Raw genomic sequence first — 14,472 nt, 5'->3', positions numbered from 1 at the left:
ATGTCGCCGTGACGTGTCAACGTCGGACCAGTCATCGAGTTCACGGACAAAGGCGCGCGGGTGGGAAGCGCCGGCCCGGCGACGCGCACTCCTGTCCGTCCGTACTCTCGATCCCGGGACCCGACGAAAGGCTCGCGATGACCGCGATGTGGAGTTCCACCGAGCACCGCACTGTGCGTTGTGCGCTCATTGCCGGCGAACGGGGATACGAGCGGCGACGCCGCCTCTACGGGCACGACGACGGCCGCGACCGGGATTCCGTGAAGCGCGGCGACGGCCCGGTGATCGCGGCTTGATCACCACCCGTGCATCCGGCGCATACCCCCCCGCTTCCGGCATCGCCCACTCCGGCCTACGCTGCCATCATGACCATCGGTGACGCGCCACCGGCGCCTGCCGCATTCCGGCGGGCCCTGGAAAGCCTGCGTCCCGCCGAGGTCAGGCCCGAGATCGAGCTGGAGGACATCCCCGCCCCCCAGCGGCTCGCCCCCTACTCCGGCGCGGTCGGAGCATCCGTCTACCGCGACGACGACGAGCTCGCGGTAGGCCGGCTGATCATGTTGTTCGACCCCGACGGCCAGCGCGGATGGGACGGTCCCTTCCGGTTGGTCGCCTACGTCCGCGCCGACATGGAGCCGGAGATCACCTCCGACCCGATGCTCGGGCCGGTGGCGTGGAGCTGGCTGACCGAGGCCCTCGACTCACGCCATGCCCGCTACGCCGCCGCGGGCGGCACGGTCACCCGCGCCGTTTCCGAGGGGTTCGGCAACAAGGCCGACGACCCGGTCACCACCGAGCTGGAGCTGCGCGCGTCGTGGTCCCCCCTGGAGGAGGACCTCTCGGCGCACGTCGCCGCCTGGTGTGACCTGATGTGCCTCGCCGCGGGCATCCCACCCCTGCCACCCGACGTCGCGGCCCTCCCGCAACGGTCCGCGCGTCGCGAAGACCCGGAGTCCTTCAGGACGTGACCGACGACGAAATCATCCCCGCATCCGAGATAGTCCCGCTTCTGGAGCCCCGCGAGGGCATCCCGCCGGTCATCGAGGACCCCGCCGCGCTCGCGGCGGCCGTACGCGCGTTCGCCAAGGGCACCGGCCCGGTCGCCGTCGACGCCGAGCGCGCGTCCGGCTACCGCTACAGCGGCCGGGCGTACCTCGTGCAGCTCCGCCGCGCCGGCGCCGGCAGCGCGCTCATCGACCCCATCTCCTGCCCCGATCTGTCCGAGCTGGACGCGGCGCTGGCCGACGCCGAGATCGTCCTGCACGCCGCCACGCAGGATCTCGCCTGCCTGGCGGAGATCGGCTTCACCCCCCGCAAGCTGTTCGACACCGAGCTGGCCGGACGGCTCCTCGGCTACGAGCGCGTCGGCCTCGGCACGATGGTCGAGAACGTCCTCGGGCTGCGCCTGGAGAAGGGCCACTCGGCGGCCGACTGGTCCCACCGGCCGCTCCCCGAGGACTGGCTGCGCTACGCCGCGCTCGACGTCGAGGTGCTCATCGAGCTGCGCGACATGCTCCACGACGAGCTGGCCGCCGAGGGGAAGCTGGCATGGGCGCAGGAGGAGTTCGCGTCGATCCTGGCCGCTCCCCCGGCGCCGCCGCGCACCGACCCCTGGCGGCGCACCTCCGGCATCCACCGAGTGCGCTCCCTGCGCGGCCTCGCAGTGGTCCGTGAGCTGTGGACGTTGCGCGACGAGCTGGCGCGCGAGGCCGACCTGGCACCCGGGCGGGTGCTGCCGGACTCGGCGATCGTGACCGCCGCGCTGGAGCAGCCGCGCACGACCAAGGCCCTGACCGACATAGCCCCGTTCACCGGGCGCAGCGCCCGGCGCCACCTGCGCGACTGGCTCAACGCCATCGGGCGGGCACGCGTGCTGTCGGAGCCGCAGCTCCCCCAGCCGAGCGGCCCGGGGGACGGTCCCCCGCCGGCCAACCGCTGGGCCGACCGCGATCCGGCCGCCGCCAAGCGGCTGGCGGGCGCCAGGGCGGCGGTGGCGGCGCTGGCCGAGACCCATCACATGCCCACGGAGAACCTGCTCCAGCCGGAGGCCATCCGGCGGCTCACCTGGGAGCCTCCCGCCGACCTCGACGAGGGGGCGGTGGAGGCGCGCCTGCGCGAGCTGGGCGCCCGCGAGTGGCAGATCGCCCTGACGGCGCGTCCCCTGTCGGCGGCCTTGACCCGTCTGGCCGCCAAGGACGAGCCCAAAGAGTGACCGCCTTTACGAAGTAAGGTTCCCTCACACCCTCGCGGTCAGGCGTTCGCCGCGGGCCGGCCCGCGTCCGCCGGCTCGTACGCGGACGCGGTGAGGCGTCCGCCGGCTCGTACGCGGACGCGTCAGGCGTCGGTCAGCTTTCGCACGCTCTCGCGGAGGACGACCTCGCCCTCGACGGGCGTCCGTCTCGGGACGTCCTCCCGTGTGAGCGCGAGGTCGAGCGCGAGCGACCCCATGCGCGCGAGCGGCAGCCGTACCGTCGTCAGCGCCGGGGCGAGGTCGCGCAGCGAGGCGATGTCGTCGAACCCCGCCATCGACAGATCGCCCGGCACGTCGACCCCCTGCGCCCTGAAGGCGGCCAGCGCCCCGACCGCCATCACGTCGTTGACCGCGAACACGCAGGTGGCGCCGGTCTCCATGCGGACCAGCTCCACGGCGGAGGCGTACCCGCCGTCCCTGTCGAACCCGCCGTGAACCACGATCGGCGCGGGCAGGCCGAGCTCGCGGAGCCCCTCGGCGAAGCCGGCCGCCCGGTCGATGGCGGTGTAGAGGTTCGTCGGCCCCGCGAGCACGGCGAACCGGCGGTGCCCCTGGCCCGCGAGCGCGACCGCGAGCTTGCGCGCCCCCTCGTGGTTCAGGGGCGCCACGGTGTCGGTGCCGAGCAGGTCCTGCCCGATGATGGCGACCCGGCCCCCCGAGGCGCGGTAGAAGTCGAGCTCGGCGCGCAGGCGCCGGATCATGGCGTCGTCCACGACGCGCGACCCGGCGATCAGCACCGCACGGGCCCGCTGGGCGTTCAGCGTGGCGACCAGGGCGATCTCGCGCCGGGGGTCGCGGTAGGTGGTGCCGAGCGTCACCACCATGTCGTGCAGGTCGGCGGCGCGGATGGCCCCGTCGGCGATGGCCGCGAAGTAGGGGTCGGTCAGGTCCTGGATCACCAGGCCGACGACGTTGCTCGCGCCCCGCGCCAGGGTCTGCGCGGCCGCGTCCACGCGGTAGCCGAGCCTGGCCGCCGAGGACTCGACCCGTGCCCGCATGGCCGCTCCCACCTGGCGGCTGCTGCCGTTGAGCACCCGCGAGGCGGTCGCCAGCGACACCCCCGCGTCCCTGGCGACGTCTTCCAGCGTGACCATGGTCTTCCTCCCGTGCCCCGCCCGGCTCCCTTCTCATTGTCCAGCGGTCTCCGGCGCCCGCGCACGGGTCTATCGTTCGGAGGCGTCGTGGTCCTGCGAAAGGGTCACCGCACGGCGACCGGGGGCCGGTCGCCGACCCGGCTGTGCCGCATGCCGTACACGAAGTAGAGCACGACCCCGATCGCCATCCAGATCACGAACCTCAGCCACGTCTCGACGGGGAGGTTCAGCATGAGGTAGAGGCAGGCCAGCACCGACAGGATCGGCACCAGCGGGACCAGCGGCGTACGGAAGGCGCGGGGCAGGTCGGGCCGGGTCCTGCGCAGGATGACGACACCGGCGGAGACCAGGATGAACGCGAACAGCGTCCCGATGTTGACCAGCTCGGCCAGGGCCGACAGCGGGATGAGCCCGGCCAGCAGCGCCGTCGCCACGCCGATGATGATCGTGATGCGGTACGGGGTGCCGAAACGGGGATGGACGGCGGCCAGCCCCCGGGGAAGCAGGTTGTCGCGGCTCATGGCGAAGAAGATGCGGCTCTGGCCGAGCATCAGGATCATCACGACGGTCGTGAGCCCGGCCAGGGCGCCGACGCTGATGATCGTGGCCAGCCAGTCCTGGCCCACGACGCGGAACGCGCCCGCCAGCGGCGCCGACCGGCTGAGCCGGTAGTACGGCTGCATGCCGACGACGACCAGCGACACCGCGACGTACAGGACCGTGCAGATCACCAGGGACGCGATGATGCCGATGGGCAGGTCGCGCTGCGGCTTCTTGGTCTCCTCCGCGGCGGTGGCCACCACGTCGAAGCCGATGAAGGCGAAGAAGACGATGGCCGCGCCCGAGAAGACGCCGAGCACGCCGTAGGCCGCCGGGGAGACGCCGAACAGCACCTGGATCAGCGGCGCCTTGAGGCCGTCCGCCGCCGGGATGGGCTGGGACGGCGGGATGAACGGGCTGTAGTTGGAGCTCCTCACGAAGAACAGCCCCGCCACGATGACCAGCAGCACGACGGCCACCTTGATCGTGACCACGACCAGGTTGAACCGCGCGGACAGCTTGATGCCGGCCACCAGCACGGCCGTGAGCGCGAGCACGATCACGACGGCGGGGACGTTGAAGGCGGCGTGCTCGCCTGCGAGCGTGGCGGGCAGGTGGATGCCCAGAGTGGCCAGGAGCTCGGCGAAGTAGCCGGACCATCCGACCGCGACGACCGCGCCGCCGAGGGCCAGCTCCAGCATCAGGTCCCACCCGACGATCCACGCGGGGAACTCGCCGATGGTGGCGTACGAGAACGTGTACGCGGAGCCGGCCACCGGCACGGTCGAGGCGAACTCGGCGTAGCACAGGGCGGCGAGCGCGCAGACGACGCCCGCGACGACGAACGAGATGGCGACGGCCGGGCCGGAGGTGTCCCTGGCCACCTGGCCCGTGAGGACGAAGATGCCCGTGCCGACGATCACGCCCACACCGAACACGGTCAGGTCGAGGGCGCTCAGGTTGCGGCGGAGCCGGTGCTCGGGCGACTCGGTGTCCTCGATCGAGCGCTCGACCGTCTTGGTACGGAAAACAGACATGGGCACGCCCCCTGATCGTCTTTGATCGCGCAGGACGCCTTCCGCGAAAGCGCGGGTCATGCGTACCCCCCGACCGGACAAACATTCCTCTCTGTGCCCGGGGAGGCGAACCCGACCGGCTTTCGGCCGGCCGGAACGTGAGGGGAATGACCAGGCGAATCGGGGGATCAAGGGGGACCTCCGCGGGGCCGGACCGGCCCCGCGGAGCGGCGTGTCAGCGCGCGGGGTCGCCCTCCAGCATCGGCGAGCGCCTGGCGACCGCCTCGGTGATCTCGCGCGCGAGATCCTGGCCGGTGAGGCCGATGTCCGTGAGGATCTTGGCCCGCTTGGCGTGGTCGAGGAACCGCTGCGGGATGCCGAAGGTGCGCACCGGGACGTCGACGCCCGCGTCCCTCAGCAGGCGGGCCACCGCGTCGCCCACCGCGCCGACGCGGCCGTTGTCCTCGACCACCGCGACGAGCCGGTGCGCCGCCGCGGCGGCCACCAGGGTCTCGGGAAGAGGCTTGACCCAGCGGGGGTCGACCACGGTCGCCGAGATGCCCTGCGCGTCCAGCAGCGTGGCGGCGTCCAGCCCGGCCTGGGCCATCGGGCCTGCGGCCACCAGCAGCACGTCGGCCTCCTCACCCCCCTGCCGCAGGACGTCCATCTCGCCGAGCCTGCCCACCGCCTCGATCTCGGCGCCGACCGCACCCTTGGGGAACCGGACCACGGTCGGGCCGTCGCCGACCTCGACCGCCTCGGCGAGCAGCTCGCGCAGCCGCGCGGCGTCGCGGGGCACGGCGATCGAGAGCCCCGGGATCACCTGGAGGATCGACAGGTCCCACATGCCGTTGTGGCTGGCCCCGTCGTCGCCCGTGACGCCCGCGCGGTCGAGCACGACCGTGACCGGCAGGCGGTGCAGCGCGACGTCCATCAGCAACTGGTCGAAGGCGCGGTTGAGGAAGGTGGCGTAGAGGGCGACCACCGGGTGCAGGCCGCCGAGCGCGAGCCCCGCCGCGCTGGTCAGGGCGTGCTGCTCGGCGATGCCGACGTCGTAGGTGCGGTCGGGGTAGGCCTCGGCGAACGCGGCGAGGCCGGTGGGGTGGAGCATGGCGGCGGTGATCGCCACGATGTCGTCGCGCTCGGCACCGAGCCGCACGAGCTCCTGGCTGAACACGTTGGTCCAGCTGTGGGGCTTGGGCTGCTCCTCGCCGGTCAGCGGGTCGAACGGCTGCGGCGAGTGGAAGCAGTCTTCGTCGTGGTTCTCTGCGGGCGAGTAGCCGTACCCCTTGGTGGTGAGGACGTGCACGATGACCGGCCCGCGGAAGTCGCGGGCCTTGCGCAGCGCCGCCTCGACGGCCTGCTCGTCGTGGCCGTCGATCGGGCCGACGTACTTCAGCCCGAGGTCCTCGAACATCACCTGCGGCGCGAGGACGTCCTTGATGCCCTTCTTGACGCCGTGCAGCGTCTCGTACAGCGGGTTGCCGACGACGGGCACCCGGCCGAGGTTCTGCTTGACGAACTCCAGCACGTGCTCGTAGTTCTGCGTCATGCGCAGCGACGCCAGGTGGGAGGCGAGGCCGCCGATCGTCGGGGAGTAGGACCTGCCGTTGTCGTTGACGACGATCACGAGCGGGAGGTCGGGGTCCTTGGCGTGGCCTGCGATGTTGTTGAGCGCCTCCCAGGCCATGCCGCCGGTGAGCGCGCCGTCGCCGATCACCGCGACGACGGTGCGGCCGGTCTCGCCGCGCAGCTTGTAAGCCTTGGCCAGCCCGTCGGCGTAGGACAGGGCGGTGGAGGCGTGGGAGTTCTCGATGACGTCGTGGCCGGACTCGGCCTGGCTCGGGTAGCCCGACAGGCCGCCCTCCTGGCGGAGCCTGACGAAGTCGCCCGCGCGCCCGGTGAGCATCTTGTGGACGTACGCCTGGTGGCCGGTGTCCCACAGGATGCGGTCGGACGGCGAGTCGAAGACCCGGTGCAGCGCGATGGTCAGCTCGACGACCCCGAGGTTCGGGCCGAGGTGGCCTCCGACGCGGGAGGTGGTGGAGATCAGGAGTTCACGCAACTCGGCGGCGAGGGCCGGCAGCTCGTCGGCCTCCAAGCGCTTGAGATCTCCCGGACCCTTCACGGACTCCAGCAGGCCGGCCCGCCCTGCGCCCGAACCGTTGGTTCGCTGGCTCCGCTCGCTCACGGAATCATCCCCTCCGCCTGTTGTCGACCACGCCCGAGTCTATTTGCCCGGGAGCCCCGTCCCAGCGGCGCTCCGGGCTCGCCTAAGAGTCTCACTCTCTGGACTCTCTTGGGCCAACCTCTCGAAACCTCCATAGCTTGTCCACATTAGATCGGTTTTACGCCAAGTAGGCGGCTCGCGTACCCTCACGGGACCATGCGAACGTCCTCACTTGCCCTCCTTTGTGTCGTGATCGCCAGCTCACTGCTGGGCGGTACGGCCAACGCGGCCACGGCGCGCTTCCCGATCAGGAACGCGGACACCCTCACCAAGAGCCCCCTGTACGCCTCGGGCCGCCTTCCCGCCGCTCCCTGCCCGGAACCGGCGGTCCAGGCGGGGAGCGTGGCCTCGGTGAAGGCCTACCTGGTGCCCCTCGTGAAGTGCCTGGACGCCGCGTGGGCGGCCCAGTTCGCCAAGGCACGCCTGCCGTTCGCCAAGCCGCGTGTGAGCTTCATCACCAAGCCCCAGAAGATCTGCGGCAGGAAGTGGGCCAAGAACGTCCAGGCGATCTACTGCAACGCGAGCCGCCACATCGTCGTCATGCTCGACAGCGCCGTCGTCGAGGACCCGGAGGACCTGTTCCTCATGGACGTGATCGCCCACGAGTACGGCCACCACGTGCAGAACACGGCGGGCCTGTGGCGCGCCTACGACCGGCTGCCCAACAACGGCAAGGCCGAGTTCTACGAGCAGACGCGCCGGCACGAACTGCAGGCCGAGTGCCTGGCCGGGGTGTTCATCGGCAGCGTCTGGCCCTCGCTGCACCGTACGGCCGAGGACTGGAAGGCCCTGCTCGACGACGACCTGCAGAGCGGAGACGAGACCGGCGACGTCCGCGACCACGGCAAGGGGCGCAACATCGCCAACTGGCTGAGCCGCGGCTACAAGGCCGTCTCCCCCTCCGCCTGCAACACCTGGATCGCCTCCTCGGCGATGGTCGCCTAGAACGCCCGCACGCCACCAGGTCCGGTAAGCCCATTTATCGGTCCTTGAGTGGATATAGCGGCTAGCCTGCCGTGCTGTGATCATTCGAAGGATCTCCATCGCGCTGTCCGCCGGGGTGCTGGCGAGTCCTCTCTTCGTGGGGACGGCACACGCCGCCCCGGCGTCGGCGGCCGGCTACCCGATCAGGAACACGGCCGCGCTGACCGGGAACGCCCTCTACGCCTCCGGCAGGCTCCCCACGTCCGAGTGCCCGGAGAAGCCCGTCACGCCCGGCAGCGCGGCCTCGGCCAAGAGGTACGTCATGCCGCTCTTCGCGTGCCTCAACGAGTCGTGGGCCGCCCAGCTGAAGAAGGCCCGTATCCCGTTCTCCAAGCCGCGCCTGCAGTTCATCTCCCGGCCGCGGCGCGTGTGCGGCCAGAAGTGGCCCTCGAACGCCCAGGGCATCTACTGCCCGTCGTACCGACGGATCGTGGTCCTCCTCGACAAGTACCTCACCCGGCAGGCCGAGGACCTGTTCCTGATGGACGTCATCGCCCACGAGTACGGCCACCACGTGCAGAACATCTCGGGCATCGAACACGGGTTCGGCAACCTGCCCCACCGGAGCAAGACCGAGTCCGACGAGCAGCTGCGGCGGCTCGAACTCCAGGCGGAGTGCTTCGCGGGAGCGTTCATCGGCAGCGTCTGGGACTCCCTGGACCGGACCACCGACGACTGGGAGTACCTGCTCGACGCCACCCGCGAGAGCGGCGACGAGATCGGCAAGGTCCGCGACCACGGCAAGGGGCGCACCATCGCCAACTGGCTGAACCGCGGCTTCAAGGCCGCCGGCCCCTCCGCCTGCAACACCTGGATCGCCGGCTCCACGATGGTCGCGAGCGCCCCCCAGGGCTGACCGCCCGGGACGGCGCGTCGCCGCCGGCTAGGGGCCGACGCGGGCCAGGGCTTCCAGGGGGTCGGCGAGCACCTGGGCGAAGGCCAGCTCGGCCGCCCCCACCAGGGTGGTGTCGTCGCCGAGGGCGGGGGTGCGCAGCCGCAGGCTCTCGCGGGAGGCGTGCAGGACGTCGGTGGTGATCCGGCTGCGCACCTGGGCCGCCGAACCCAGGTAGATCTCCCTGAGCATGCCCCCGAAGACGACGATCTCGGGGTTGAGGATGTTCACCAGGTTGGCGACGCCGAGGCCCAGCCAGTCGCCCACCCGGGCGAGCGCGTCCTGGGCGACGATGTCGCCGCGGTCGGCGGCGTCCACGACGGCCCGTACGGCGTCACGGCCGATGTCGGCGCCGAAGCGGCCCGCCGCCTCCAGCAGCGCCCGCTCCCCCACCTCGGCCTCCAGGCACCCGCGCGACCCGCAGCCGCAGGGACGGCCGCCTGCGTTGACGACCATGTGGCCGACCTCGCCGCCGTAGCCGCCCTGGCCGCCCAGAAGCTGACCCGCCGCGATGATGCCGCCCCCGATGCCGACGTCCCCATGCAGGTAGATGAGATCGCGGCAGCCCACGCCCACCCCGCGCGCCTGCTCGGCCAGCGCGCCGAGGTTGGCGTCGTTGCCCACCGCGACGGGGATGCCCAGCGCCAGCCTGGCCTCCAGCTCCTCGCCGAGAGGGACGTCCTGGACCCCCATGTTGGGGCTGAACCTGACGACGCCGTCGGAGCTGCGCACGCCACCGCTGAAAGCCACCCCCGCTCCGACGCAGACCGAGTCGGAGCGGGTCTTCTTCAGCATCTGCCCGGTGAAGGACGCGAGGCGCCCGACGACGTCGTCCATGACGAACGGCCCGCGCTCGCGGATGGCCTCGCGCCGGTCGAGGATGACGCCGCCCAGCCCGACCCGGGCGGCGACCAGCCTGTCGACGCCGATGTCGAACGCCAGGACGTACACGCGGGGCTCGGGCCGGACCACCAGCGACGGGCGCCCGGCCCGGCCGGTCTCCGTCGGGAGCTCCTCGCGCACGAGGCCCGCCGCGGTCAGGTCGGCGGTGAGCGCCATGATGGTGCTGCGGTTGAGCCCCATCTTGGTGGTGAGCTCAGATCGGGACGTGGGCCCGCTCAGATGGACGTGGCGCAGGAGGACGCCGAGGTTGTGGCGCCGGATCTCCTCCTGTGAGGGGCCCGCGCGCATCATCCGTGGTCCTCTGGTTCCTCGTGCGATCAGATCTGGGGTGCGGCCCGCCGCGACGGCGGGCCCGGATCGGCACGGACCTCACCTCAGGCCGGAGGCGGCGGCCCGCTTGCGGGACAGGGCGTCGACCCCGGCGGCCAGCAGCAGGACCGACCCGGTGACGATGTACTTCACGCTGGAGCTGTAGCCCATCAGGCCCATGCCGTTGTTGATGACCGCGACCACGGCTCCGCCGAGGACCGCGTCGATCACCCTGCCCTTGCCGCCGAACAGGCTCGTCCCGCCGATCACGGCCGCTCCTACGGCGAACAGGAGAACGTTGCTGCCACCGGTGTTGGGGTCCACCGAGTTGTCGCGCGAGGCGGCGATGATCCCGCCGATGGCCGCCATGCTGGAACAGATGACAAAGGCGCTGATACGGATCCGGTCCACGTTGATGCCGGCCCGGCGCGCGGCCTCGGCGTTGCCGCCCACCGCGTAGATGTGCCGGCCGAAGGCGGTCCGGCGCAGCACGAAGGTCCAGAAGACCAGCAGTGCCACGACGATCGGGACGACGATCGGCACGCCCTTGAGGGACACGATGAGCGCGTTGCGGCTTCGCTCGACGTTCAGGGCGTAGACGGCGAGCCCGCCGACCAGCGCGAGCGCGCCGACGCGGAAGGCGATGACCGTCGCGGGATCCACCGTCAGCCCCCTGCCCGCACGGCGTCGCGCCCGTATGAGCTGGACGGCGGCGTAAACGGCCACGCAGGCGATGTAGAAGCCCCAGCCGAGGGCGGGGGGGAGGTTCTGGTTCTCGATCGAGAGGACCGTCTGGTCGCGGACCGCGATGTTGGTACCGTCGTTCACCAGGATCAGCACCAGCCCCTGGAAGGCCAGGAACGCGGCCAGCGTGACCACGAACGACGGGATGCCGAGCTTGGCGACCAGCGCGCCGAGAGCGACCCCGATCACCACGCCGGTGACGATCGCCGCGATGACGGCGACGTACCACGGCTGGCCATGGTTGGCCAAGGTGGTGGCGAGTACCGCCGCGCACACGCCGCTGGCGTACCCGGCGGACAGGTCGATCTCACCGAGCAGCAGGACGAAGACCAGCCCCATGGCGATCACCGTGACGGCGGCGCCCTGGGTGAAGAGGTTGGCGAAGTTGATCGCGGTGAGGAACGCGGGCCGCAGGATCGCGAAGACGGTACACAGCACGACCAGCCCGAACACCGCCGGGAGAGCGCCCATGTCACCCCCGCGCACCCTCTCCGCGTAGCCGCGGACGTTGCTGCCGATGCTGGGGGCCTCCGCGGCCGCCCCCTTGCGGACCGTCGTCGCACTCATGCCGTGACTCCGTTGACGTTCTGAAGGCCAAGCTCTCCGCTACGCCCGGAGGTGATGAGCTCGACGACCTGGGAGTGGGTGACGTCCGCCGCCTTGACCTGCGCGGCCATCCTCCCGAGGTAAAGGGTCGCGATCCGGTCCGACACGGCGAAGACGTCGTTCATGTTGTGAGAGATCAGCACCACCGCGAGGCCGTTGTCGGCCAGCCGGCGCACCAGCTCCAGAACCTGGGCGGTCTGGGCGACGCCGAGAGCCGCGGTGGGCTCATCGAGGATCACCACCTTGCTGTTCCAGAGCACGGCCTTGGCGATGGCCACGGTCTGCCGCTGCCCGCCCGACAGGCTGGAGACGAGCTGGCGGATCGACTTGACGGTGCGGACGGAGAGGCTGTCGAGGGTCGTCGCCGCCATCTCCTCCATCGTCGCCTCGTCCAGGACCAGGCCGCTCTTCTTCTCCCTGCCCAGGAACATGTTCTGGACGATGTCGAGGTTGTCGCAGAGCGCCAGGTCCTGGTAGACGATCTCGATGCCCAGCTCGGCGGCCTCGCGAGGGCTGCTCACCTGGACGGGCTTGCCGTCGAAGACGTACTCGCCCGCGTCGATCGGGTGGATGCCGCCGAGGCACTTGACGAGGGTGGACTTTCCGGCGCCGTTGTCGCCGACCAGTGCGGTGACCTCCCCCGCGTACGCGGAGAAGGCGACGTTGTGCAGGACCTGCACGGGACCGAAGCTCTTGTCGAGCCCGCGGATCTCCAGGACGGGTTGGGATGACACGTTGCTCCTCAGAGACTGACGGCACGGCTCGCGCGGCCCCCCGGGGAGGCCTCTTCGGGAGGCCTCCCCGGGGGCACGATGCCTTACCGGACCTCGCTACTGGATTCCGGCCTCGGTGCACTTGTCGGCGAAGTCGCCGGTGCACAGCTCGTCCTTGCTGACGTATCCGTCGGCGACGACGTCCTTGACGTTGTCGGCGAAGATCGCCTGCGGGTCCAGCAGGACCGAGGGGACGTCGCGGCCGGTCTCGGTGTCCTTCACCGATCCGCTGACGGTCGGCTTCTCACCCTTGGCCAGGGAGATCGCGAGCTCGGCCGTGGCGTCGGCCTCCTTCTTGACCGCCTTGTAGACCGTCATGCACTGGTCGCCGGCGAGGATGTTCTGCAGGCCCTGGACGGTCGCGTCCTGGCCGGTGACCGGGACCTTCCCGTTGAGCTTCTGCTTCTTCAGGACGGCGATCGCGGCGTTGCCGAGACCGTCGTTGGCCGCGAGAACGCCCGCGATCTTGGGCTCGGCGGTCAGCATCTGCTCGAAGATCGTGCCCGCCTGGGTGTTGTCCCAGTCCGGCACCGACTGGTCCGGGCCCTTCTTGTAGTCACCCGAGTCGTACTTCGGCTTGAGCACGCCGTCGTATCCGGCCTTGAACAGCGTCGCGTTGTTGTCGGTCGGTGAGCCGTTCAGCTCGGCGATCAGCGGCTTGTCGGCCTTCTTGTCGGTCAGGCACTTGACGAGGCCCTCGCCCTGCAGGGTGCCGACCTTGGTGTTGTCGAAGCTCACGTAGTAGGAGGCGCTGCCTCCCAGTGTCAGGCGGTCGTAGTCGATCGTGGCCACGCCCTGCGACTTGGCCTTGTCCAGGACGGCCTTGCCGGTGCCGCTGTCCAGGTTCACGATCACCAGGACCGTGGCGCCGTTGGTGATCATCTGGTCGGCGATGGTCTGGAACGCGGTCTTGTCGCCCTGGGCGTTCTGGATGTCATAGGCCACGTTGGCGGCCTTGAACGCCTCTTCGAGGTACTTGCGGTCCGCGGTCTCCCAGCGGGCCGACGACTTGCTGTCGGGAAGGATGACACCGATCTTGCCCGGCTTGGCGGCGGCCGACGAGGCGCCGCCGGTGTTCTGGGCCGTGCTCGTGTCGCCGCTGTCGCCCCCGCAGGCGGTGAGACCGAGAGAGAGCGCCGCCGCGGCGGCTGTCAGGCCGAGGATCCCCTTGCGCATAGGTGCACCGGGTCCTTTCTGCATGAATGGCCACTTCGTGGGGTGGCGTGGGGGTCTGTTGGGGGTGCCCGGCCGAGCTCTGGCCGGGGGGAGGCAACGGCTTCGACCGGGTCTCGGCTTGGCCGTTTCTTTGAATGTTGTTTGCGGCAACGTATTCCTCTGTGAGCCCGCGCGCCAGACCTCCGGCGGTCAAAGTTTGTTGCCGCCGGTAACAATCAGGAAACGCAAGATTAACCGGCCAGGCTCTGCGTGATCAGCACGAAGGCCGAGGCAGCGGCCACCAGGAGGATCCCGGCCCGTACGCGCCCGCCGTCCAGGAAACGGCGCAGGGGTCCGGAGACGGCGAAGCCCACGACCATGAAAGGGATGAGCGCCGCGCCCGCGACCGCCGACCGGCCGGGCAGCTTGCCCACCGCGGCGAGGATGGCCAGGGACTGCGCGGCGGCGAGGAAGAAGTACATCGCCAGGGTCGCCCGGATGCGCGGCCCCGCGGCGTGCTGGTAGACGATCCCCATGGGCGGGCCCCCGATGCCGGTCGCCGTCCCGGTGACGCCGGACACGAAGCCCGCCGCGGTCAGCGTCGCCCCGTTCCTCGGGATCGCGACCGCCGTCGCGGTGACCGCCACCGCGACCAGCACCATCGCGCCGACGAGGATCCCGAGGGCCTGGGTGCTGACGTAGACGACGACGAACGCGCCGACGGCGCCGCCCGGCAGCCTGCCGAGCAGCGCGAAGCCGAGACCGCGCCAGTCGACCATGCGCCACTCGGTGGCCAGGGTGAACAGCGGCAGCGTGACGTTGACGATCTGGATGGCGCCCGGCATCACGGTGGGGTCGAGCACCGTGATGATCGGCGCCGCCACCAGCCCCAGCCCGAACCCCACCCCGCCCTGGACCACGGCCCCGACAAATACCGCCAAACCGCCCAGAAAAAGTAGGAACATCTCATGGCTC

Annotated in this window: 12 protein-coding genes; 4 read left to right on the top strand and 8 right to left on the bottom strand. The window is 70.9% G+C overall.

Going from position 1 to position 14,472, the window contains the following annotated elements; genetic code table 11:
* The first annotated feature begins 365 nt into the window (after positions 1-365).
* Both ACGFIV_RS27745 and ACGFIV_RS27740 read left to right on the top strand, forming a co-directional pair.
* Positions 366-968, top strand: a complete 603-nt coding sequence (locus ACGFIV_RS27745; RefSeq protein ID WP_358552488.1) for a DUF3000 domain-containing protein — start codon at positions 366-368, stop codon at positions 966-968.
* Positions 965-2,212, top strand: a complete 1,248-nt coding sequence (locus ACGFIV_RS27740; RefSeq protein ID WP_358552486.1) for an HRDC domain-containing protein — start codon at positions 965-967, stop codon at positions 2,210-2,212. Before ACGFIV_RS27745 ends, ACGFIV_RS27740 begins: the two co-directional genes overlap by 4 nt.
* 122 nt (positions 2,213-2,334) lie before the next feature.
* Here the strand turns inward: ACGFIV_RS27740 and ACGFIV_RS27735 are convergent, their stop codons facing one another.
* The 3 genes from ACGFIV_RS27735 to dxs all read right to left on the bottom strand — a co-directional run bounded on the left by ACGFIV_RS27735 (position 2,335) and on the right by dxs (position 7,041).
* Complete coding sequence (locus ACGFIV_RS27735; RefSeq protein WP_358552484.1) at positions 2,335-3,345, bottom strand: LacI family DNA-binding transcriptional regulator; 1,011 nt, start codon at positions 3,343-3,345, stop codon at positions 2,335-2,337.
* 104 nt (positions 3,346-3,449) lie between these two features.
* Positions 3,450-4,922 (bottom strand): amino acid permease, encoded by a 1,473-nt coding sequence (locus tag ACGFIV_RS27730; RefSeq protein WP_358552482.1) that lies wholly within the window; start codon positions 4,920-4,922, stop codon positions 3,450-3,452.
* A 214-nt stretch (positions 4,923-5,136) separates the two neighbouring features.
* The gene (gene dxs, locus ACGFIV_RS27725; protein ID WP_358552522.1) at positions 5,137-7,041 is read right to left on the bottom strand and encodes a 1-deoxy-D-xylulose-5-phosphate synthase; all 1,905 of its coding nucleotides are present in this window, start codon (positions 7,039-7,041) and stop codon (positions 5,137-5,139) included.
* Positions 7,042-7,320: 279 nt separating this feature from the next.
* Between dxs and ACGFIV_RS27720 the strand changes: the two genes are divergently transcribed.
* Together ACGFIV_RS27720 and ACGFIV_RS27715 are read left to right on the top strand one after the other, a co-directional pair.
* Positions 7,321-8,076 carry a neutral zinc metallopeptidase gene (locus tag ACGFIV_RS27720; RefSeq protein WP_358552480.1) on the top strand — a complete coding sequence of 252 codons (756 nt, stop codon included), beginning with the start codon at positions 7,321-7,323 and terminating at the stop codon, positions 8,074-8,076.
* Between the two features lie 76 nt (positions 8,077-8,152).
* Entirely contained in the window at positions 8,153-8,971 is an 819-nt protein-coding gene (locus tag ACGFIV_RS27715; RefSeq protein WP_358552478.1) for a neutral zinc metallopeptidase, read from the top strand.
* Between the two features lie 27 nt (positions 8,972-8,998).
* Here the strand turns inward: ACGFIV_RS27715 and ACGFIV_RS27710 are convergent, their stop codons facing one another.
* The 5 genes from ACGFIV_RS27710 to ACGFIV_RS27690 form a co-directional block, all read right to left on the bottom strand.
* Entirely contained in the window at positions 8,999-10,201 is a 1,203-nt protein-coding gene (locus tag ACGFIV_RS27710; protein WP_358552476.1) for an ROK family transcriptional regulator, read from the bottom strand.
* Positions 10,202-10,279: 78 nt separating this feature from the next.
* Positions 10,280-11,530 carry an ABC transporter permease gene (locus ACGFIV_RS27705; RefSeq protein ID WP_358552474.1) on the bottom strand — a complete coding sequence of 417 codons (1,251 nt, stop codon included), beginning with the start codon at positions 11,528-11,530 and terminating at the stop codon, positions 10,280-10,282.
* Positions 11,527-12,303 (bottom strand): ATP-binding cassette domain-containing protein, encoded by a 777-nt coding sequence (locus ACGFIV_RS27700; protein ID WP_358552472.1) that lies wholly within the window; start codon positions 12,301-12,303, stop codon positions 11,527-11,529. Before ACGFIV_RS27700 ends, ACGFIV_RS27705 begins: the two co-directional genes overlap by 4 nt.
* A 96-nt stretch (positions 12,304-12,399) precedes the next feature.
* Complete coding sequence (locus ACGFIV_RS27695; protein WP_358552470.1) at positions 12,400-13,518, bottom strand: substrate-binding domain-containing protein; 1,119 nt, start codon at positions 13,516-13,518, stop codon at positions 12,400-12,402.
* A gap of 230 nt (positions 13,519-13,748) precedes the next feature.
* The gene (locus ACGFIV_RS27690; RefSeq protein ID WP_392838131.1) at positions 13,749-14,438 is read right to left on the bottom strand and encodes a TSUP family transporter; all 690 of its coding nucleotides are present in this window, start codon (positions 14,436-14,438) and stop codon (positions 13,749-13,751) included.
* Positions 14,439-14,472 lie beyond the last annotated feature (34 nt).

This window comes from Sphaerisporangium sp. NPDC049003 (genome assembly GCF_043197795.1).
Lineage (GTDB): Bacteria > Actinomycetota > Actinomycetes > Streptosporangiales > Streptosporangiaceae > Sphaerisporangium.
The sequence above is the reverse complement of the archived record's forward strand: the minus strand, read 5'-3'. Positions and strand labels throughout refer to the sequence as shown.

What these genes read in the sequence shown, in the direction of transcription:
- ACGFIV_RS27745 (WP_358552488.1), top strand. Translation starts at nt 366, where the DNA reads ATGACCATCGGTGACGCGCCACCGGCGCCTGCCGCATTCCGGCGGGCC.
- ACGFIV_RS27735 (WP_358552484.1), bottom strand. Translation starts at nt 3,345, where the DNA reads ATGGTCACGCTGGAAGACGTCGCCAGGGACGCGGGGGTGTCGCTGGCG.
- ACGFIV_RS27730 (WP_358552482.1), bottom strand. Translation starts at nt 4,922, where the DNA reads ATGTCTGTTTTCCGTACCAAGACGGTCGAGCGCTCGATCGAGGACACC.
- ACGFIV_RS27710 (WP_358552476.1), bottom strand. Translation starts at nt 10,201, where the DNA reads ATGATGCGCGCGGGCCCCTCACAGGAGGAGATCCGGCGCCACAACCTC.
- ACGFIV_RS27705 (WP_358552474.1), bottom strand. Translation starts at nt 11,530, where the DNA reads ATGAGTGCGACGACGGTCCGCAAGGGGGCGGCCGCGGAGGCCCCCAGC.
- ACGFIV_RS27695 (WP_358552470.1), bottom strand. Translation starts at nt 13,518, where the DNA reads ATGCGCAAGGGGATCCTCGGCCTGACAGCCGCCGCGGCGGCGCTCTCT.